We start from the raw sequence: 21,837 nt of genomic DNA, 5'->3' as shown, positions 1-21,837 counted from the left end.
GCCACACCGGTGGCGGCGGCCATTCGGCCGCTCGGCGGGCTTCGCGCCGAAGGCACGCCTCCGGCGTGACGCCCGCCGCAGGCCGGGGCTTCGTGAGGCGGGTATCACGCTCCGCCCTCCGGCTCGTCCTCGCCCAGCACCTGGGCGCGCACATGCGAGACGTAGCGCCGCGCCACGGCGTCGGAGAGCGCGCCGAGCTCGTCCTGCAGCGCGAACAGCGCGCTGGGCAGGCCCGCGGCGGCAAGGTGGCGGTCGGCGGAGAGCAGCACCTCGTCCACCATCTCCTGCGGGCGCTGCGCCAGCGCGGCGGCATTGGCGGCGAGCTGGTCGTCCACCTCGCCGATCTCGGCCAGCCGCTCCGCCACCGCGGCGAGCTGGAAGCCGAGCGCGCGCGGATTGCCGGGATCGGCTAGCACCAGGTCCAGCACCGGTGCGGGCTGCACCGCGCCGAGGTAGCGTGCGCGATAGGTCAGCGTGGAATCGCACAGCTCCAAGGCCAGCCGCAGCCCGGATTCGATCCTGCCGGGCGGCTCCGACAGCGCCTGGCCGACATTGCGCGCGGTGACCTGCGCGCGCTCGATCCGCCGGCCGAGGTCGAGGAACATCCAGGCGCCGCCCCGCACCATGTTCTCGGCGGCGAGGCCGGACAGGTTGGTGCAGGCGCGGATGATCGCGGTCGCGGCTTCCGCCAGCTTGTCGAGGCCGACGCCGGCCGCGGCCAGCCGCCCGCGGCCTTCCTGGCTGAGCTGCGCCAGCGCCGCCCACATGTCGTGGGTCAGGCGGTCGCGCACCGCCGCCTGCGGCCGTTCCACCGCCTCCACCAGCGCGGCGAGCGACCCGCCGGGCGCGGCGGCGGCGGCGATGGCGCGCGGCAGGGCGCCGCCATCGGGGGCGCTGGCGGCGGATTGCGCATCCAGCACGCCGGCGCCGTGAAGGCAGCGCGCGAGGGCGCGCATCTCGGCGAGCTCGCGCGGCAGGGCGGCGCCGCGCAGCAGGCGTGTCAGCAGAGCGCGGATCAGGCGCGCGGCGGATTCCAGCCGTTCGAGGTAACGGCCGAGCCAGTAGAGCTCGTCGGCGACGCGGCTCGGCAATTCGCCGGAGGAACGGCGGATGGCGAGGCTCGGGCCGCGCGGCGGCGGCGGGCCGACGATGTCGGTGCTGTCCTCGGCCAGCACCCAGACATCCTTGGCGGTGCCGCGGCGCGAGGGGGGCGAGGCGATGCCCTCCTCCCCCACCTCGCCCAGCACATGCGCCAGGCCGCCGGGCATGGCGCGCCAGGTGCCGCCGACATCGCAGGCGAGGAAGACGCGCAGCAGCACCGGCGCCGGCGAAAGCCGCTCGCCGGCGAGGCAGGGCGCGGCGGAAGGAAGCACCGGGCGCGTCGCGGCGAAGCGCCAGGGCTCGCCGGCGGCCTGGCCGGCGAAGGCCTCCAAGGGGCCCAGAGGGACCGGCTCGCCGGGGTCGAAGGCGGAGCGCAGGCGCCAGCATTCGGGCGCCGCGCGCACCGTCTCCCGCGCGGCCGCATCGCCGAGCCAGAGCGTCTCGACCTGCGGCAGCAGCAGCTCCTCGCCGAGCAGCTCGGCGGCGGCGGCGGCGAGGTAGGGCATCAGCCCGGGCGCCTCGCCGGCCATCGAACCGGGTGCATTGACGATGCGGACGGTGCCGCCCCGCAGCGCGGCCATCAGGCCCGGCACGCCGGCGCCGTGCTGGTCGAATTCGAGCGGGTCGCTCGCCTCGCCCTTGGTGCGGCGCAGGATCACGTCCACCCGGCGCAGCCCGCGCAGCGTCTTGAGGAAGACCATGCCACCGCGCACCGTTAGGTCGCCGCTCTCGACCAGCTCGAGGCCCAGCTCGCGCGAGAGGTAGAGGTGTTCGAGCCAGGTCTCCTGCCGAGCGCCGGGCGTCAGCAGCGCGATGCGCGGATTGTCGGCGCCGTCGGGCGCGATGGCCTGCAGCGCGGTGAGCCAGGTGTCGAAGAAGGGGCGCAGCGTGCGCACCTGCACGGCGCGGAAGGCCTCGGGCAGGTAGCGGCCGAGCAGGGTGCGGTTCTCCGCGGCGAAGCCCACGCCATTGGCCCCGCCGCAGCGATCGGCCAGCACGCGCCAGCGACCATCCGGGCCGCGCAGCAGGTCGGCGCCGTAGAAGGTCAGGCGCGGATAGGGCCGTGCCGCCGGGGCGCGGCAGGGGCGGAGGAAATGCGGGTTGCCGAACACCAGCCGCGCCGGCACCGCGCCGGAGGCCAGCACGCGCTGCGGGCCGTAGAGATCCTCCAGCAGCCCGGCGAAGAGCCGCGCGCGCTGGGCCAGACCGGCTTCCAGCGTGGCGAAATCCGCCGCCGCCAGGATCAGCGGCACCGGGTCGCAGCGCCAGGGGCGCCGCGCGCGGCCGGGCTGGCCGGGCGTCGTCGCCTCCAGCACGGTGGCCACGCTCTCCTCCTCGAAGGCGCGGTCGAGGCGGCGGGCGCGCTCGGCGAGCTGGCTGTAGCCGAGCGCCGAGAAGGCACCGAGCAGCGGCCGCCAGCTCGGGCGGATGCGGCCCTGGCCGTCCACCATCTCGTCGAGCTGCGCGGGGGCTCCTCCCGAAGGCGCCGGTTGGTCGTTCAGGTCGGGTGTCTCTCGAGGCGGGCCGATCCAGACCTCGGCGCCGCTGGCGCTCCGGTCATCGGACCGCTGAGACGGGCCGATTCAGACCTCCGCGCCGCCGGCGCTCCGGTCATCGGACCGCTGAGACGGGCCGATTCAGACCTCCGCGCCGCCGGCGCTCCGGTCATCGGACCGCCCGCCGCAGGTCGAGCGTGCGCGGATGGCTGCGCGAGGGGATGGCGCGCGGTTCCAGCATGGCGCCCGGCGTGTGGCCGAAGGGCAGGAACAGCGCCCGGCGGCGCGCCTCGGCCTCGTTGGCATTGACCGGGAAGGTCTCGTAGTGACGCCCGCCGGGATGTGCGACCTGGTGGGTGCAGCCGCCGAGGCTGCGGCCGGTCCAGCTGTCCCAGATGTCGAAGGCGAGCGGCGCCTGCGCGCGGATGGTGGGGTGCAGCGCGGAGGGAGGGTCCCACGCCTTGAAGCGCACGCCGGCGACGTATTCGCCCTCGGTTCCGGTCGGGTGCAGCGGCACGGCGGCGCCGTTGCAGGCGAGCGTGAAGCGCTCGGGGCTCCAGCCGGTGACGCGCGCCTGGATGCGTTCGACGCTGCTGTCCACGTAGCGGGCGGTGCCGCCGGCCGTGCTTTCCTCGCCCAGCACGTGCCAGGGTTCCAGCGCATGGCGGAGTTCGAGCTCCATGTCGCGCAGCGCGATGCCGCCGATCCTCGGGAAGCGGAATTCGAGATGCGGCGCGAACCAGGCGGGGTCGAAGCGGAACCCCATCGCCGCGAGCTCGTCCAGCGTCTCGGAAAAATCGCGCGCGACATGATGCGGCAGCATGAAATCGTCGGCGAGCCGCGTGCCCCAATGGATCAGGCGGCGCTCGTAGGGGCGTTCCCAGAAGCCGGCGACCAGCGCGCGCAGCAGGAGCTGCTGCACCAGCGACATCCGCGCATGTGGCGGCATCTCGAAGCCGCGCACCTCCACCAGGCCGCGGCGGCCGCCGGGGCCGGCGGGGTCGTAGAGCTTGTCGATGCAGAATTCGGTGCGGTGGGTGTTGCCGGTCATGTCCACCAGCAGGTTGCGCAAGATGCGGTCCACCAGCCAGGGCGGCGGATCGCTGCCTTTCGGCGGCACCTGGGCGAGCGCGGTTTCCAGCTCGAACACCGCATCGGAACGTGCCTCGTCCACGCGCGGATGCTGGCTGGTCGGGCCGATGAACTGGCCGCTGAACAGGTAGGAGAGCGAGGGATGGTTGTGCCAGAAGCCGACCAGCGACTTCAGCAGGTCCGGCCGGCGGAGAAAGGGGCTGTCGGCGGGCTCGGCGGCGCCCATCACCATGTGGTTGCCGCCGCCGGTGCCGACATGCCGCCCGTCGAGGGCGAATTTCTGCGCCTCCAGCCCGACCTGGCGGGCCTCCTCGTAGAGCGTGGTGGTGCGCTCGACCAGTTCGTCCCACTGCGTCGCGGGGTGGATGTTGACCTCGATCACGCCGGGATCGGGGGTGACGGAGAAATGCAGCAGCCGCGGGTCCGAGGGGGCGAGATAGCCCTCCAGGAAGACCTTTCGCCGGGTCTCGCGCGCCGTTTCCTCGATCGCCGCCACCAGCTCCAGCCAGTCCTGCGCGAGCGCCAGGGGCGGCAGGAAGACATGGATCATGCCGCCCCGCGGCTCGACGCAGAGCGCGGTGCGGACCACGCCGGGCTCCGCCTTCCCCGGCTTCGGTATCGGCTGCTCCACGATGCGCGCCCGGCCTTCGGGCAGGTCACGCCGCGGCCTGAGCGGCTCGCGCGGTGCGAAGGGATCGCGCTCGGGCTCGGCCTCGATCGCCTCGTCCGCGGCCCAGGGCAGGCTGTCGAGCGGCAGGCGGAAGCCGATCGGGCTGTCGCCCGGGATCAGGAACAGCTCGCCCTCGCGGAAGGACCAGGCGCCGCTTTCCCAGGCGCGCGCGACGCCCTCGCCGGCGCGGCGCAGCGGCAGCACCGAGCCGACCTCCGCCGCGATGCCCTGGCCGAAGACCCGCGCGAGGCGCGCGCGTTCCATCGGGTCCTTCAGCTTCGCCGCCTCGGCCAGCACGTTCGCGGGCAGCTTCTTCTCGCGCCAGAGGTAGTAGTGCGCGTCCTCATGCGCGGCCATGCGCAGCTTCGGGTCCACGCCGAGCCTGCCGGCCAGCAGCGTGGCGAAGTCGGCGGCGTCCTGCGGCGTGGCATCGCCGGTGTCGTCGTCGGAGGCGAGCAGGGCGGGATCGGTCCAGACCGGCTCGCCATCGGCGCGCCAGTGGCAGTAGAGCGCCCAGCGCGGCAATTGCTCGCCGGGATACCACTTGCCCTGCGAATAGGTCAGCGCCGCGCCCGGCGCCCAGAGCGGCTGCAGGCGGCGCAGCAGGCGGCCGGCGAAGCGGCGCTTGGTGGGGCCGAGCGCCTCGGTGTTCCACTCCGGCGCATCGCGGTCGGAGCCGGCGACGAAGGTCGGCTCGCCGCCCACGGTCAGCCGCACCTGGCCGGCTTCAAGCGCCGCGTCCACCTGCGCGCCCATCGCCTGCACGGCGTGCCACTGCGCCCCGGTGTAGGGCTTCGTCACGCGCGGCGTCTCGGCGACGCGGCGGACCTCCATGTGGAAGTCGAAGCTTGTCTCGCACTCGTCCACCCCGCCGGTGATCGGCGCGGCGGAGGCGGGCTCGGGCGTGGCGGCGAGCGGGATATGCCCCTCGCCGGCCAGCAGGCCGGAGGTGGGGTCGAGGCCGATCCAGCCGGCGCCGGGCACATAGGCCTCGCACCAGGCGTGCAGGTCGGTGAAGTCGGCGGCGGGGCCGGCGGGGCCGTCCACCGGCTTCACATCGGGCACCAGCTGGATCAGGTAGCCGGAGACGAAGCGCGCGGCGAAACCGAGATGCCGCAGGATGTTCACCAGCAGCCAGCCGGAATCCCGGCAGGAGCCGCGGCGCTCGGCCAGCACCTCCTCCGGCGTCCAGACGCCGGGTTCCATCCGCACGATGTAGCCGATCTCGCCGGCGAGGCGCTGGTTGAGGTCCACCAGGAAGTTGACGGTGTTCGGCGCCTTGCGGGGGATGTCGCGCAGGTAGCGCTCCAGCAGCGGGCCGGGCGTGGCGGTGCGGCGGAAGGGGGCGAGTTCCTCGGCCAGCACGGGATCGTAGGCGAAGGGGAAGGCCTCGGCCTGGGGTTCGACGAAGAAGTCGAAGGGATTGATCGTCGCCATGTCGGCGACGAGGTCCACCGTCACCTCGAAATGCCGCACGCGCTCGGGGAACACCACGCGGGCGCAGAAATTGCCCTGGGGGTCCTGCACCCAGTTGAGGAAATGCGGCTTCGGCGAGATGCCGAGCGAATAGGACAGCACCGGCGTGCGGCTGTGCGGCGCCGGGCGCAACCGGATGAGCTGCGGCGACAGCGTGACGAGCCGGTCGTAGCTGTAGCGCGTGCGATGGGTCAGCGCGGCATGGATGCTCATGGAGGGGCGACGCGGATCCTGGGATGCGCGGTTGCTATCCCATCGGAACGGCTGCGGCCGCAAGGGCGCAGGCGAGACGCGGCCGGGCGGCGTGCCTGGACAGCCCCCCTCTCGGGGGGCCACCCTCCGGCCGGGAACGCCGAAGCACGGGAGAGATATCCATGGCGGACAGGTTCGCGCTGGTCACGGGCGCAGGCTCCGGGGTGGGCCGGGCGACGGCCACCGCGTTGGCGGCCGAGGGCTGGGCGGTGGCGCTGCTCGGCCGCCGCAAGGACATGCTGGAGGAGACGGGGGGCATGTGCGGCGGGGCGCGGACCCTGGTGCTGCCCGCCGACGTCACCGACCCCGCGGCGGTGGAAGCGGCCTTCGGCCAGGTGAAGGCGGCGTTCGGCCGGCTCGACCTGCTGTTCAACAATGCCGGCACCAACGTCCCCGGCACGCCCTTCGAGGAATTGACCGCCGAGCAATGGCTGAAGGTGGTGGCGGTGAACCTGAACGGCATGTTCCTCTGCGGCCATGCGGCGTTCCGGATGATGAAGGACCAGTCGCCCCAGGGCGGGCGCATCATCAACAACGGCTCGATCAGCGCGCATGCGCCGCGGCCAGGCAGCGCACCCTATACCGCGACCAAGCACGCGGTGACGGGGCTGACGAAATCCATGAACCTCGATGGCCGCCGCTTCGACATCGCGGTGGGGCAGATCGACATCGGCAACGCCGCGACCCCGATGACCGAGCGCATGACCGGCGGCGTGCCGCAGGCCGATTGGACGATCAAGCCCGAGCCGCGGATGGATGTGGCGCATGTCGGCAAGGCGGTGGCGCAGATGGCGGACTGGCCGCTCGAGACCAATGTGCTGACCATGACCATCATGGCCACCAAGATGCCGTTCGTGGGGAGGGGTTGATGAACAAGCTCGATCTGGCCGGCCGCGTCGCCATCGTCACCGGTGGCGCGCGCGGCATCGGGCTGGCGGTGGCCCGGCGCATGGTCGCCTCCGGCGCCAGCGTCTCGATCTGGGACCTCGATCCGGCGAAGACCGAGGAAAGCCGCGCCGCCCTGGCCGCCGACGGCACCGTCACCGCGGAGGTGATCGACCTGACCGACGAGGCCGCGGTCGCCGTCGCGACGACCAAGACCATCGCCGCGCATGGCAAGGTGGACATCCTGGTGAACAATGCCGGCATCACCGGCGGCAACATGCCGAGCTGGGAGATCCCGGTCCCGCAATGGCGCCGCGTGGTGGATGTGAACCTGAACGCCCCCTTCATCGTTGCTTCCGCGGTGGTGCCGCACCTGATCGCCAACGGGTGGGGACGCATCGTCAATGTCGCCTCGGTGGCGGGGAAGGAGGGCAACCCGAATGCCGCGCATTACAGCGCCTCGAAGGCGGGGCTGATCGGCTACACCAAGAGCCTGGCGAAGGAAGTTGCGCAGAAGGGCGTGCTGGTGAACTGCGTGACGCCCGCAGCGGCCAAGACGGACATCTTCAACCAGATGACGGAGGCCCACATCGCCTTCATGCTGTCGAAGATCCCGATGGGGCGTTTCGTCGAGGTGGAGGAGATCGCGGCGCTGATCTGCTGGCTGGCGAGCCCCGACTGCTCCTTCTCCACCGGCGCGGTGTTCGACGTCTCCGGCGGCCGGGCGACCTATTGAAGGGAGCGATGCGATGAGAGGGATGCTGGCGGTCCTGGCGATGCTGCCCGTCTGGGCCGCGCCGGTCCTCGCCCAGGACGCGGCGGAGGGCAGGCGCCTCGCCGAGCAATGGTGCGCGAACTGCCACCGCATCGCCCCGGATGGCCCCGGACCGGTCAGCGATGCGGTTCCCTCCTTCATGGCGATCGCCATGCGGCCGGGACGCACGATGGGAAGCATCTCGACCTTCCTGCGAACGCCGCATGCCTCCATGCCCGATCACGGGCTGACGCTGCGCCAATCGCAGGATCTGGCCGCCTACCTGCTGTCGCAGCGGCCGCGTTGAGGCGCGCTTGAAGGCGCTGCTCGCCGACATCGGCGGGACCAACGCCCGCTTCGCCCTGCTGCGGGGCGCGGTGCATGGCCCGCATCTCATCCTCCCGGTGGCGGGCTTCGCCACGGTGGAGGACGCGGTGGCGCGCGCACTGGGTCACCTGGCGCCGGAGGGCGGGGTGGAGACCGCGGTGCTCGCCCTCGCCGGGCCGGTGGTGACGGAGCCGGTGCGCATGACCAATGCACCGTGGGAGGTTTCGGCCGCCGCGCTGGGCGCGCGCTTCGGCTTCGGGCGGGTGCGGCTGGTCAATGATTTCCTGGCGCAGGCCTATGCGCTGCCGCATCTGGCGAGCGACGACCTGCTGCCGATCGGCGGCGGCCGGGCCGCCACGGGGGCGCCGATGCTGGTGCTCGGCCCCGGTACCGGGCTCGGCATGGCCGGCTTCCTGCCGGGCCCCGGGCTGGCGATCTCCACCGAGGGTGGCCATGCCGGGCTGGCGCCGACCGATGCGCGGGAGGATGCGGTGGTCGCCGCCCTGCGCGCCCGCTGCGGCCGCGCCGGCGCGGAGGAGGCGCTTTCCGGCCGGGGGCTCGCCAACCTGCACGCCATCGTCGCCGGTCTGCGCGGCGCCGCGGTGCCGGAGCGCGACGCCGCCGAGGTGGTCGCCGCGGCCGCGCATTGCGCCGTCGCGGCGGAGGCGCTGGACCTGTTCCTCGATTTCTGTGCCGGCTTCGCGGGCGACATGGCGCTGGCCTGGGGCGCGCGGGGCGGCGTGTTCCTCGCCGGCGGCATCCTGCCGCGGCTGGCCGCACGGCTCGACAGCAGCCGCTTCCGCGCCCGGTTCGAGGCCAAGGCGCCGATGCAGGACTGGATCGCCGGCGTGCCGCTGCGCCTCGTGATGCATGAGGCGCCGGCCTTCCTCGGCCTGGCCGCCCTGGCCCGCCTGACGGAGGCGTGACGGTCCCGCGCCGCAACATCCGGCGCGCCCAAGCTTCTAATCCAGGCGGGGTTCGGGCACACATGCCCGCAAGGCGCGTTCGACGCCGGATGGGGGAGGACATCGGGCACCGGAAGCTTCCGAAGGGGACCAAGGGGATCATGGATACGACGCCGCCCAACGCCGCGGCCGGCCAGGCCGCGCTGCCCGCCGATGCAGCCGCGATGCGCGACGCCATCGTGCAGAAGCTCACCTACGACCTGGGCAAGAGCCGCCTCGGCGCCCGCGACCGCGACTGGTTCATGGCCGCTTCCATGGCGGTGCGCGACCACATCGTGGACCGCTGGATCGACCTGACGCGGGCGACGTACCAGTCCGGCGCCAAGCAGGTCTATTATCTCAGCCTGGAATTCCTGGTCGGCCGGCTGTTCCGCGACAACGTCTCCAACCTCGGCCTCGGCGAGACGGTGCGCCTGGCGCTGGATTCACTCGGCGTGGACGGGACCAAGCTGCGCGAGGCGGAGCAGGACGCAGCCCTCGGCAATGGCGGGCTCGGGCGGCTGGCCGCCTGCTTCATGGAGAGCATGGCGACGCTGTCCATCCCTGCCTTCGGCTACGGCATCCGCTACGACCACGGGCTGTTCCGCCAGATCATCCGCGACGGGTGGCAGCGCGAATATCCGGAGGACTGGCTGACCTTCGGCAACCCCTGGGAATTCGCCCGCCCCGAGATCGCCCACGAGATCGGCTTCGGCGGCACGGTGGAGGCCGCGACCGTCAGCGGGGCGCGGGTGCGCCATGTCTGGAAGCCGGCCGAGACCGTCCAGGCGGTGGCCTATGACACGCCGATCGTCGGCTGGCGCGGGCGGCACGTGAACACATTGCGGCTGTGGTCGGCCCGCGCCGCCGATCCGCTGCGGCTGGAAGCGTTCAACCGCGGCGACCATGTCGGCGCGCTGGCCGACCGGATGAAGGCGGAGGCGATCTCCCGCCTGCTCTACCCGTCGGACGAGACGCCGGCGGGGCAGGAATTGCGGCTGCGCCAGGAATACTTCTTCACCTCCGCCGCGTTGCAGGACCTGGTGCGGCGGCACCTGCGCGTGTTCGGCGACCTGCGCAGCCTGCCCGACCGCGTCGCAGTGCAGCTGAACGACACACATCCCGCGATCGCCGTGACGGAGCTGATGCGCATCCTGGTGGACCTGCACGACATTCCCTGGGAGGAGGCCTGGAAGGCCACCCGCGGCACCATCTCCTACACCAACCACACCCTGCTGCCGGAGGCGCTGGAAAGCTGGCCGGTGCCGCTGATGGAGCGGATGCTGCCGCGCCACATGCAGTTGATCTACCTGATCAACGCCCTGCACCTGGACGAGGTGCGGCAGGCCTTCCCGGGCGACACCTCGCTGCTCTCCTCGGTGTCGCTGATCGAGGAAGGACACGGGCGGCGCGTGCGGATGGGGCATCTCGCCTTCATCGGTTCGCACAAGGTGAACGGCGTCTCGGCGCTGCACTCCGACCTGCTGAAGAAGACCGTCTTCGCCGATCTCGACCGCGTGGCGCCGGGGCGCATCACCAACAAGACCAATGGCATCACCTTCCGACGCTGGCTGCAGCAATCCAATCCCCACCTGACCTCGCTGCTGGTCGAGGCGGTCGGGCCGAAGGTGCTGGACGACGAAAGCGCGCTGGAGAAGCTGCGCCCGCTGGCCGAGGACGCCGGCTTCCGCGAGCGCTTCGCCGCGGTGAAGCGCGCCAACAAGGAAGCGCTGGCCGCGATGGTGCGCGAGCGCTTCCAGCTTCGCCTCGACACCGAGGCGATCTTCGACGTGCAGATCAAGCGCATCCACGAATACAAGCGCCAGCTGCTGAACGTGCTGGAGGCGGTGGCGCTCTACGACGAGATCCGCAGCCAGCCGACGCGCGACTGGGTGCCGCGGGTCAAGATCCTCGCCGGCAAGGCGGCTGCGAGCTACCACACGGCGAAGCTCATCATCAAGCTGGCGCATGACGTGGCGCGCGTGGTGAACAGCGACCCCACGGTGCACGACCGGCTGAAGATCATGTTCCTGCCGAACTACAACGTCTCGCTCGCCGAGCTCATCGTGCCGGCGGCCGACCTGTCGGAGCAGATCTCGACGGCGGGGATGGAGGCATCCGGCACCGGCAACATGAAGTTCGCGCTGAACGGCGCGCTCACCATCGGCACGCTCGACGGCGCCAATGTGGAGATCAAGCAACATGTCGGCGACGAGAACATCTTCATCTTCGGGCTGACCACCGACCAGGTGGAGGAGAACCGCCGCAAGGGCTGGCGAGGCGAGGTCGCGATCGAGCGGTCGCGCCGGCTGGAGGAGGCGCTGGAGCAGGTGGAGAAGGGTGTCTTCTCCCCCGACGATTGCGACCGCTACCGCGATCTCGTCGCCGGGCTGCGCGCCGCCGACTGGTTCATGGTCGCGGCGGATTTCGACAGCTACTACGAGACGCAGCGGCAGGTGGAGGAGCGCTGGCGCGATCCGGCGGGCTGGGGCCGCTCGGCGGTGCTGAACACCGCCAATGTCGGCTGGTTCTCCTCCGACCGCACCATCGCCGAATATGCCGAGGAGATCTGGAACGTGCCGGTGAAGCGCTGATGGAGGCCTGGCGCGCACCCCAGGCGGAACTGGACGCCCTGCTGGCCGCCCGCCATGCGGACCCCTTCGCGCTGCTCGGGCCGCATCCGGCGCCGGGTGGACTGGTCGTGCGGGCCTTCGTGCCGCATGCGGAGTTCCTCGACGTGGTCGCCGAGGGCGCGCGCACGCCGCTCCTCCGCCGGCACGATGCAGGGTTCTTCGAGGGGCTGGTGGTGGGCGCGCGGCGCCCCCTCGCCTATCGCCTCGCGGCGCGCAACGCGGCCGGCGCCTGGGAGATCGAGGATCCCTACCGCTTCGGCCCGACGCTCGGCCCGCTCGACGACCACCTGCTGGTGGAGGGCACGCATCGCCGCCTGCATGAGCGGCTCGGCGCCCATTGCATGGTGCATGAGGGCGCGGCCGGCGTGCGCTTCGCCGTCTGGGCGCCGAATGCGGCGCGCGTCTCCCTCGTCGCCGGCTTCAACGACTGGGATGTGCGCCGGCACGTGATGCGCAAGCGCGTGGATTCCGGGCTGTGGGAGATCTTCATCCCCGGCATCGGCGCCGGCCAGCCGTACAAATTCGCCATCCTCTCGCGCGACGGCGAGGAGCAGCCCTGGAAGGCCGATCCCTTCGGCCTGGCGGCGGAGATGCGGCCTTCCACCGCCTCGCTCGTCGCGGAGGAATCCGACTTTTCATGGGGCGATGGCGACTACGTCGCGACACGCGCTGCGCGGCAGTCGCGCCGCGCGCCCATTTCGGTCTACGAGGTGCATGCGCCCTCCTGGCGGAAGCATCCCGATGGGCGTTTCTACAGCTGGGACGAGTTGGCCGACTCGCTCATCCCCTACGTCGCCTGGATGGGCTTCACGCATATCGAGCTGATGCCGGTGATGGAGCATCCGCTGGATGCCAGTTGGGGCTACCAGCCGATCGGCATGTTCGCGCCCACCGCCCGGATGGGCGATGCGCGCGGGCTGATGCGCTTCGTGGATGCGGCGCACCGCGCCGGGCTCGGCGTGATCCTGGATTGGGTCCCGGCGCATTTCCCGCGCGACCCGCACGGCCTGATCCGCTTCGACGGCGCGCCGCTCTATGAACATGCCGATCCGCGCCGCGGCTCGCACCGCGAATGGGGCACGGCGGTGTTCGACTACGGGCGGCGGGAGGTCGCGGCCTTCCTCACCTCCTCCGCGCTGCACTGGCTCGACCGGTTCCACGTCGATGGCCTGCGGGTGGACGCGGTCTCGGCGATGGTCTGGCTGGATCACGGCCGCGCGCCGGGCGACTGGGCACCGAATCCCGATGGCAGCACCGACAACAAGGACGCGATCGCCTTCCTGCGCAATGTCAACGCGCTGGTGGAGGAAGAGCATCCCGGCGCGGTCATGGTGGCGGAGGAGGCGACCTCCTGGCCCGGCGTGACGCGCCCGGCGGAGAAGGGCGGGCTCGGCTTCCGCTACAAGTGGAACATGGGCTGGATGAACGACACGCTGCGCTACGTGCAGCTCGATCCGGTGCATCGCCGCTGGCACCACCAGCTGATGAACTTCTCGATGATGTACGCCTACAGCGAGGATTTCGTGCTGCCGCTCAGCCATGACGAGGTGGTGCACGGCAAGGGCTCGCTGATCGGGCGGATGCCGCAGGGGCGCAGCCCCGACAACTGGGAGCGCTTCGCGACGCTGCGCGCCTATTTCGCCTTCATGTGGGCCCATCCCGGCAAGAAGCTGCTGTTCATGGGCGGCGAGTTCGCGCAGTGGCGGGAATGGTCGGAGGAACGCGAACTCGATTGGGGGCTGCTGCAATTCGCGCCGCACGCGAACATGCAGCGCCTGCTGCGTGAGCTGAACCTGCTCTACCGCGATCTGCCGGCGCTGCATGCGCGCGATGCGGAGCCGGAGGGGTTCCGCTGGATCGACGCCGACGATGCGGAGCAATCCACCTTCACCTGGTTGCGCTTCGGCGCAAAGGGCGACCCGCCGGTTGCGGTGCTGTGCAACTTCACGCCGGTACCGCGCGTCGGCATGCGCATCGGCCTGCCGCGCGCCGGACGGTGGCGGGAGGTGCTGAACACGGATGCCGTTTGCCATGGCGGCTCCGGGATGGGCAATCTGGGTATGGTGGAGGCGGAGGACGTGCCGCATCGTGGTTTCCCGGCCTCCGCCACGGTGGTGCTGCCGCCGCTGGCAAGTGTCTGGCTGGTGCCCGAGACGGCAGACCAACCGCGGGAGGACAAGGATGGCGCGTAGCCCCGAAACCCCTGCCGCGCCGGCGACGGTGCGGCGCGTCGAAGGCCCCGCGCCGCTTGCGCGGAACGCCATGGCCTTCGTGCTGGCCGGCGGGCGCGGCTCACGGCTGATGGAACTCACCGACCGGCGGGCGAAGCCGGCGGTGTTCTTCGGCGGCAAGACGCGGATCATCGACTTCGCGCTGTCGAACGCGATCAATTCCGGCATCCGGCGCGTGGCGGTGGCAACGCAGTACAAGGCGCACAGCCTGATCCGCCACCTGCAGCGCGGCTGGAACTTCCTGCGTCCCGAGCGGAACGAGAGCTTCGACATCCTGCCCGCCAGCCAGCGCACCAGCGAGACGGCGTGGTACGAGGGCACCGCGGATGCGGTGTACCAGAACATCGACATCGTCGCCGACATGGCGCCGCGGCATATCGTCGTGCTGGCCGGCGACCACATCTACAAGATGGACTACGAGTACATGCTGGCGCAGCACTGCGACAGCGGTGCCGATGTCACGGTCGGCTGCGTCACCGTGCCGCGCATGGAAGCGACCGGCTTCGGCGTGATGCATGTGGACGAACACGACCGCATCGTGGACTTCCTGGAAAAGCCCGCCGATCCGCCGGGCATTCCGGGCCGCGAGGACGTCGCGCTGGCCTCCATGGGCATCTACGTCTTCGAGACGCGGCTGCTGTTCGACGAGTTGCGCCGCGATGCCGCGACCCCCGGCAGCAAGCGCGATTTCGGCCGCGACATCATCCCCTACCTCGTCAAGAACGGGAAGGCGGTGGCGCACCGGCTGGAAGCGTCCTGCGTGCGCTCCTCCGCCGAGGCGACGCCCTATTGGCGGGATGTCGGCACGGTGGATGCGTACTGGGAAGCCAACATCGACCTGACCGACGTGGTGCCGGAACTCGACCTGTTCGACCGCGACTGGCCGATCTGGACCTACGCCGAGATCACGCCGCCGGCGAAATTCGTGCATGACATGGACGGGCGGCGTGGCGAGGCGATCTCCTCGCTCGTCTCCGGCGGCTGCATCCTCTCGGGCGCCGCCGCGCGGCGATCGCTGCTGCACACCGGCGTGCACATGCATTCCTATGCGAGCGTCGAGGGCGCGGTGCTGCTGCCCTATGTGGATGTCGGGCGGCGCGCTCGGCTGAAGAACGTGGTGGTGGATCGCGGCGTGCGCATCCCGGACGGCCTCGTGGTCGGCGAGGATCCGGTCGAGGATGCGCGCCGCTTCCGCCGCACCGAGAAGGGGATCTGCCTCATCACCCAGGCCATGCTCGACCACCTGCCTGCGATGCGATGAGCCTCCGCGTCCTCGCGGTTGCCTCCGAATGCGCGCCGCTGATCAAGACTGGCGGGCTCGCCGATGTGGCGGGCGCGCTGCCCGGCGTGCTGGCGCCGCAGGGCGTGCAGGTGACGACGCTGCTGCCCGGCTATCCGGCGGTGCTCGGCGCGCTGAAGCCGGCACGCACGCTGCGCCGCTTCGACGAGCTGTTCGGCGGCCCGGCGCGGCTGCTGCGCGGCGAGGCGGCGGGGCTCGACCTGCTGGTGCTCGACGCGCCGCACCTCTATGCGCGACCCGGCAACCCCTATCTCGCGCCGCATGGCGGCGAGTGGGAGGATAACGGGTTGCGCTTCGCCGCGCTTGGCGCGGTGGCCGGTGCCGTCGCCACCGAGGGGCTGCGCGGCCTCGCCTTCGATGCGGTGCATGCGCATGACTGGCAGGCCGGCCTGGTGCCGGCCTATCTGCGCTTCGCGCCCGGCCCGCGGAAACCCGTGCTGTTCACCGTGCACAACCTGGCCTTCCAGGGGAAGTTCGGCTCCTGGCTGTTCCCGCGCCTCGGCCTGCCGCCGGAGGCGATGTCGGTGCAGGGGCTGGAATACTACGGCACGATCGGCTTCCTGAAGGCCGGCCTCTGGTACGCCGACCGCATCAACACCGTCTCGCCCACCTATGCGGCGGAGATCGGCACGCCCGCGCTCGGCATGGGGCTGGACGGGTTGCTGCGCGGCCGCGGCGGGCATGTCTCCGGCATCCTCAACGGGCTCGACACGGTGGATTTCGACCCGTCGCGCGATCCGCGGCTGGAGGCGCGCTTCGATGCGCGCGACGCCGCGCCGCGTGCGGCCAACAAGGTGGCGCTGCAGCGGCGGCTGGGTCTCGAGGAGAATCCCTCGACGCTGCTGTTCGGATTCGTCGGGCGGCTCGCCTGGCAGAAGGGCGTGGACATGCTGCTCGGCGCGCTGCCCGCGATGCTGGCGGAGGGCGCGCAGGTGGCGCTGCTCGGCAGCGGCGAATGGGGGCTGGAGGAAGGCTGCCGCGGCGCGGCGGCCGCGCATCCCGGGCGCGTCGGCGCGCAGATCGGCTTCGACGAGGCGCTGGCGCGGCTGATCTATGCCGGCAGCGACGTGATCCTGGTGCCCAGCCGATTCGAGCCCTGCGGCCTGGCGCAGCTCGCCGCACTCCGCTACGGCGCGCTGCCGCTGGTGGCGCATGTCGGCGGGCTGGTGGACAGCGTGGTGGACGCCAACGAGATGGCGCTCGCCGAAGGCATCGGCACCGGCTTCCACTTCTCGCCGGTGACGCAGGAGATGCTGGTCGCGACGGTGCTGCGCGTCGCGCGGCTGTGGCGCGACCAGGCGATGTGGCGGCGGCTGCAGGCGAATGCGCTGCGCAGCGATGTCTCCTGGGATCGTTCCGCCGCACGCTACGCGGCGCTGTATCGGGAGTTGGTGGCGGATGCAGGCTGAGGCCGCGCCCGGTGCGCCGGAGCCGCTCGGCGCCTGGCTGACGGAAGATGGCGCGCGCTTCGCCTTCCCCGCACCGGATGCCACCGCGCTCTTCGTCTGCGTCTTCGATGCGCAGGACCGCGAGGTTGCGCGCATCCGCCTGCCCGGTCGCACCGGCGACGTGCATCACGGCGAGATCGCCGGGCTTGCCGCCGGCACGCGCTACGGGCTGCGGGCGGAAGGCCCGTGGGCGCCCTGGCGCGGCCATCGCTTCAATGCGGCGAAGCTGCTGGTGGACCCCTGGGCGCGCGCGCTCGATCGCCGCTTCGCGCTGCATCCCGCGCTGTTCGACACGCATCGGCATCCCGACCCGGCTGACAGCGCGCCGTTCCTGCCGAAGGCGGTGCTGACCCCTGCCCTGCCGCCCGTTGCGCCGCGCACGCGCATGCGCGATCCGCGGGTGATCTACGAGCTGCATGTGAAGGGCTTCACCGCGCTGCATCCGCGCATCCCGCAGGCCATCCGCGGTACCTTCGCCGGGCTCGCGCATCCGGCGGCGATCGAGCATCTGCGAAAACTCGGCGTCACCACGGTGGAGCTGCTGCCGGCCGCTGCCTGGGTGGATGAGCGGCACCTGCCGGTGCTCGGGCTTTCCAACTACTGGGGCTACAACCCGGTGGCGCCGCTCTGCCCCGATCCGCGTCTGGCGCCGGGCGGCATGGCGGAGGTGCGGGCGGCGGTCGCGGCGTTGCAGCAGGCCGGGCTCGAAGTGGTGCAGGACGTCGTGCTGAACCACACCGGCGAGAGCGACCATCTCGGGCCGACGCTGTCGTTGCGCGGCCTGGCGAACGCCACCTTCTACCGGCTGCAGCCGGAGGATCGCTGGCGCTACGTGGACGATGCGGGCTGCGGCAACGTGCTGGCGCTCGACCGTCCCTGGCCGCTGCGGCTGGCGATGGACGCGCTGCGGCATTGGGCGGAGGCGGCGGGGCTCGACGGCTTCCGCCTCGACCTCGCCACCACGCTGGCGCGGCGCGAGGACGGCTTCGACGCCGATGCGCCGCTGATCCAGGCGATGCGGCAGGATCCGGTGCTGCGCGAGCGGATGATGATCGCGGAGCCCTGGGACATCGGGCGCGAGGGATATCAACTCGGGACGTTCCCGCCGGGCTGGGGCGAGTGGAACGACCGCTTCCGCGACGATGTGCGCCGCTTCTGGCGTGGCGATGCCGGCATGGCCGGCGCGGTGGCGACGCGGCTCGCCGGCTCCGCCGACGCGTTCCGGGGGCGGCCGGTGACCGACAGCGTGAACTTCGTCACCGCGCATGACGGCTTCACCCTGGCCGACCTCGTCAGCTTCACGGCGAAGCGCAACGCGGCGAATGGCGAGCACGACCGCGACGGCACCAACGCCAACCATTCCTGGAGCGCCGGCGTCGAGGGGCCGACGGACGACCCGCGCGTGCGCGCCCGCCGCGGCGCCGACATGCGCGCGCTGCTGGCGACGCTGCTCGCCGCGCGCGGCACGCCGATGCTGTCCATGGGCGACGAGTGCGGCCGCAGCCAAAACGGCAACAACAATGCCTATGCGCAGGACAATGCGACGAGCTGGCTCGACTGGGACGCGATGGATGAAGGGCTGCTCGCCTTCACGCGCCGCCTCGTCACCGCGCGCCATGCGCATCCCGCGCTGACCCATGCCGCACCGCTGAACGGCAGCGAGGACGCGGCCTGGCTGCGCCCCGATGGCGCGCCGATGGGCGAGCCCGACTGGCACGATCCGGAGACACGCGCGCTGACTGTGCTGCTGCACGAGCACGGCGATCGCTGCCTGGTGGCGCTGAACGCCGGCGAGGCCGCGCTGCCGCTCGTGCTGCCCGCGCCGCGGCCGGGCCATCGCTGGCGCCTGCTGGCCGACAGCGCCGCGCCGGAACGCGAGGGCGAGCCGGGCGATGCGCTGCCCGCCCGCGCCGTGCTGCTGCTGGCCGAGGAACGCAGCGCCGCCCGCCGCGGCGATCCCGCGCTGCTGGCGCGGCTGGCGCAATCCGTGGGGATCGCGACCTTCTGGCACGAGATCTCCGGCGCACGCTACGACGTGCCGGAGGACACGCTGCGCGCCCTGCTCGGCGCGCTCGGCTTGCCGGCGGGGCGCGACGGGGAGGTGCTGCACAGCCTCGTCATGCTCTCCGCGCCGCGCGCGCTGCCGCAGGCGCTGACCTGCCAGGCCGATGCGGTGCGCGTGCCGCTCGCGCTGGCGGACCGGCCGGCGCGCCTGCGCCTCAGGCTGGAAGAGGGCGGCGAGCAGACCTTCGACATCGCGCCGGATGCCGGCGAGACGCAGCGCTTCGTAAGCCCCGATGGTCGCGCCGCGGCGCATCGCCTGGTGGCGCTGCCGCCGCTGCCGGAAGGCCGGCACATCCTGTTCGACGAGGCGGCGCCGGACGCCTTCTGCCACCTCGCCGTGGTGCCGCGCCGCGCCTTCCTGCCGCCCGCGCTGGATGCAGGCGGCCGGCGCTTCGGCATCGCCGCGCAGATCTACGCGCTGCGCCGGGAAGGCGACCAGGGCATCGGCGATTTCCGCGCGGTGGCGGAGCTCGCGCGGCTGGCCGCGCGGGAAGGTGCGGCGGTGCTCGGCCTCAGCCCGCCGCATGCGCTGTTCCCGACCGATCGCGGCCGCGCCAGCCCCTATCATCCTTCCGACCGGCGCTTCCTCGACCCGATCTTCCTCGACGTCGCCAGCCTGCCCTTCGTCGCCGACGCGCCGGAGGTGCGCGCGGCGCTGGCGGCGCACCAGCAGGTTTTCGCAGCACTCGCTGCCCGCGACAGCGTGGACCATCGCGCGGTGTGGGACGCCAAGCTCGCCGTGCTGCGCGCCGCCTGGCGCAGCCTGCCCGGCGTGCCGCGCGCACGTGCGGCGCTCGACGCCTTCATCCATGAGGGCGGCAAGCCGCTCGCGCATTTCTGCGCCTATACCGCCATCGCCGAGGCCGAGGGCCACAGCGATGCGCGGCGCTGGCCCGAAGGGCTTCGGCACGGCGAGGATGCCGGCGTCCCGGCGTTCGCCGCGCGCCACGCGGATGCGGTCGGCTTCGCCGCCTTCCAGCAGATGCTCGCCGATGCGCAGCTCGCCGAGGCCGGGCGGGCCGGCGCCGGGCTCTATCGGGATCTCGCGGTCGGCGCGGCGCCGGATGGGGCGGAGCCGTGGTCGGGCGACATGCGCTACCTGCCCGGCTTCGAGGTGGGCGCGCCGCCCGATCCCTTCGCCGCCGAGGGCCAGGTCTGGGGCCTGCCGCCGCCCGACCCGCGCGCCGCCCACGCGACGGGCCATGCCGCCTTCGCGCGGCTGCTGCGGGCGAACATGCGGCACGCCGCGGCGCTGCGGATCGACCATGTGCTCGGGCTGCGCCGGCTGTTCCTGGTGCCGCAGGGCGCCAAGGGACGCGACGGCGCCTACATCGCCTACCCGTTCGAGGAGATGCTTGGCCAGGTCGCGCTGGAATCGCAGCGCGCGCGCTGCATGGTGGTGGGCGAGGACCTCGGCACCGTGCCGGAAGGCATGGGCGAGGCGCTGCAATCCGCCAATGTCCTCTCCTACCGCGTGCTGTGGTTCGAGCGGCGCGAGGCGGCCTTCATCCCGCCGGCGCGATGGCCGCGGCGTGCCGCGGCCTGCGTCTCCACCCACGACCTGCCGACGCTGGCCGGCTTCTGGACCGGTGCCGACCTTGCGGAGCGCGCGTCGCTCGGCCTGCTCGGCGACCTTGATGCGGCGATGGCCGAGCGCGCGCGTGACCGCGCGGCGCTGTGCGACATGCTGGCGCAGGAGGGGAAGCTGCCGGATGGCGCCTCGCCCGAGGGTGCGCTGGACGATGCGCTGGCGGCGGCGATCCACGCGCTGGTGGCGAGCACGCCCTCGGCGCTGATGCTGGTGCAGACGGAGGATCTGGCCGGCGAGGAGGTGGCGGTGAACCTGCCCGGCACCGACTGGCAACGGCCGAACTGGCGCCGCCGCCTGGCGGTGCCGGTCGATGCGCTGTCGGACGTGGCGCGCGCCCGCGCCGTGCTCGACCGCCTGCGCGCGCTGCGCCCCGGCTAGGAAGGCCGCGCCGACCGGGGCATTCTCCGCCCCGGGACGCAACGGGGCACGCTATGTCGAACGAAGGTCAGCAGCGCTTCCAGACCCTGCACGAGCTGGTGAAGGCGGCGAAGCTCAAGCTCAACGCCAACATCTGGGACTATCTGGTCGGCGCGACCGAGACCGAGACGACGATGCAGCGCAACCGCGCCGCGCTGGACGCCGTCGCCTTCCGTCCGCGGGTGCTGCGCGACGTCAGCAAGGTGGACACCAGCGGCGACTTCCTCGGCCGGCGCCGCATCCGCCTGCCGGTGATGCTCGCCCCCGTCGGCTCGCTCGAGAGCTTCGAGGCTGGTGGCGCCGCCAGCGCCGGCCGCGCCGCGGCGGGATTCGGCGTGCCGATCATGGTCTCCTCCGTCACCCAGCCCGGGCTCGAGGGCTCGGCGCAGGCGATCGGCGAGGGGCCGAAGGTCTTCCAGCTCTATGTCCGCGGCGGGCCGGACTTCGTGGACGACCACGTGAAGCGCGCAATGGATGCCGGCTATGACGCCTTCGCCATCACCGTGGACACCGCCCATTACAGCCGGCGCGAGCGCGACATCGCCAAGCGCTTCGTCAAGCACTGGCGCGCGCGCTCGGAGGGGATGAACCACCAGGCGGCGCTGAGCTGGGCCGACATCGCCCGCTTCCGCGAGAAGCACCCCGGCGTGACGCTGATCCTCAAGGGCATCGGCACCGGCGAAGACGCCGAGATCGCCGTGCAGCACGGCGTCCAGGTGGTCTATGTCTCCAACCATGGCGGGCGCCAGCTCGACCATGGCCGCGGCTCCTTCGCCGTGCTGCCGGAGGTGGTGCAGGCGGTGGGCGGCCCAAGGGGCGGCAAGGCGCGCGTGTGGATGGATGGCGGCATCAGCCGCGGCACCGACCTGGTGAAGGCCGTCGCGCTCGGCGCCGAGCTGGTCGGGATCGGGCGGCTCTACTGCTACGGCCTGGCCGCGGCCGGCGAGGAGGGCGTGCGGCGCATCCTGGAACTGCTGGAGGACGAGGTGCAGACCTGCCTCGGCCTGCTCGGCGCCACCAGCTTCGCGGCGGTGGAGCGCAGTCAGCTGCAGGCGGTGGCGCCGGTGGTGGCGCCGCATGTCCATTCCGCCTTCCCGCTGCTGGCAGAGCTCGAGCGGGGCTATTGATACTGGCGGCGTCGGTCCTTGACCGACGC

The 21,837-nt window shown here is 72.2% G+C and carries 12 protein-coding genes; 10 read left to right on the top strand and 2 right to left on the bottom strand.

Features of this window, described 5'->3' with window-relative positions; translation table 11 throughout:
* Positions 1-104: 104 nt before the first annotated feature.
* Complete coding sequence (locus tag ACESM1_RS02525) at positions 105-2,552, bottom strand: circularly permuted type 2 ATP-grasp protein (protein ID WP_372617430.1); 2,448 nt, start codon at positions 2,550-2,552, stop codon at positions 105-107.
* 214 nt (positions 2,553-2,766) lie between these two features.
* A complete protein-coding gene (locus tag ACESM1_RS02520) occupies positions 2,767-6,048 on the bottom strand; it encodes a DUF2126 domain-containing protein (protein WP_372617428.1) in 3,282 nt (1,093 codons plus the stop codon).
* A gap of 161 nt (positions 6,049-6,209) precedes the next feature.
* Here ACESM1_RS02520 and ACESM1_RS02515 point away from each other — a divergent pair, with 161 nt between their 5' ends.
* The 10 genes from ACESM1_RS02515 (at position 6,210) to ACESM1_RS02470 (ending at position 21,808) form a co-directional block, all read left to right on the top strand.
* Entirely contained in the window at positions 6,210-6,956 is a 747-nt protein-coding gene (locus tag ACESM1_RS02515) for an SDR family oxidoreductase (protein WP_372617426.1), read from the top strand.
* Positions 6,956-7,708 carry an SDR family NAD(P)-dependent oxidoreductase gene (locus tag ACESM1_RS02510; RefSeq protein WP_372617424.1) on the top strand — a complete coding sequence of 251 codons (753 nt, stop codon included), beginning with the start codon at positions 6,956-6,958 and terminating at the stop codon, positions 7,706-7,708. The genes ACESM1_RS02515 and ACESM1_RS02510 overlap by 1 nt, the downstream gene beginning before the upstream one ends.
* A gap of 13 nt (positions 7,709-7,721) precedes the next feature.
* Positions 7,722-8,033, top strand: a complete 312-nt coding sequence (locus tag ACESM1_RS02505; RefSeq protein ID WP_372617423.1) for a c-type cytochrome — start codon at positions 7,722-7,724, stop codon at positions 8,031-8,033.
* A 7-nt stretch (positions 8,034-8,040) separates the two neighbouring features.
* The gene (locus ACESM1_RS02500; RefSeq protein WP_372617421.1) at positions 8,041-8,979 is read left to right on the top strand and encodes a glucokinase; all 939 of its coding nucleotides are present in this window, start codon (positions 8,041-8,043) and stop codon (positions 8,977-8,979) included.
* A gap of 140 nt (positions 8,980-9,119) precedes the next feature.
* Positions 9,120-11,591, top strand: a complete 2,472-nt coding sequence (locus tag ACESM1_RS02495) for a glycogen/starch/alpha-glucan phosphorylase (protein ID WP_372617419.1) — start codon at positions 9,120-9,122, stop codon at positions 11,589-11,591.
* A complete protein-coding gene (gene glgB / locus ACESM1_RS02490) occupies positions 11,591-13,822 on the top strand; it encodes a 1,4-alpha-glucan branching protein GlgB (protein ID WP_372617417.1) in 2,232 nt (743 codons plus the stop codon). Before ACESM1_RS02495 ends, glgB begins: the two co-directional genes overlap by 1 nt.
* Before the next feature lie 70 nt (positions 13,823-13,892).
* Positions 13,893-15,122 carry a glucose-1-phosphate adenylyltransferase gene (gene glgC, locus ACESM1_RS02485; protein WP_372617898.1) on the top strand — a complete coding sequence of 410 codons (1,230 nt, stop codon included), beginning with the start codon at positions 13,893-13,895 and terminating at the stop codon, positions 15,120-15,122.
* Positions 15,119-16,570, top strand: a complete 1,452-nt coding sequence (gene glgA, locus ACESM1_RS02480; protein WP_372617416.1) for a glycogen synthase GlgA — start codon at positions 15,119-15,121, stop codon at positions 16,568-16,570. Before glgC ends, glgA begins: the two co-directional genes overlap by 4 nt.
* Positions 16,560-20,642: a glycogen debranching protein GlgX gene (glgX, locus tag ACESM1_RS02475; protein ID WP_372617414.1), complete on the top strand. Its 4,083-nt coding sequence runs from the start codon at positions 16,560-16,562 to the stop codon at positions 20,640-20,642. The genes glgA and glgX overlap by 11 nt, the downstream gene beginning before the upstream one ends.
* Before the next feature lie 53 nt (positions 20,643-20,695).
* Positions 20,696-21,808: an alpha-hydroxy acid oxidase gene (locus ACESM1_RS02470; RefSeq protein ID WP_372617412.1), complete on the top strand. Its 1,113-nt coding sequence runs from the start codon at positions 20,696-20,698 to the stop codon at positions 21,806-21,808.
* Positions 21,809-21,837 lie beyond the last annotated feature (29 nt).

The organism is Falsiroseomonas sp. (assembly GCF_041690465.1).
In the GTDB taxonomy this organism is placed as follows: domain Bacteria; phylum Pseudomonadota; class Alphaproteobacteria; order Acetobacterales; family Acetobacteraceae; genus Falsiroseomonas.
The sequence above is the reverse complement of the archived record's forward strand: the minus strand, read 5'-3'. Positions and strand labels throughout refer to the sequence as shown.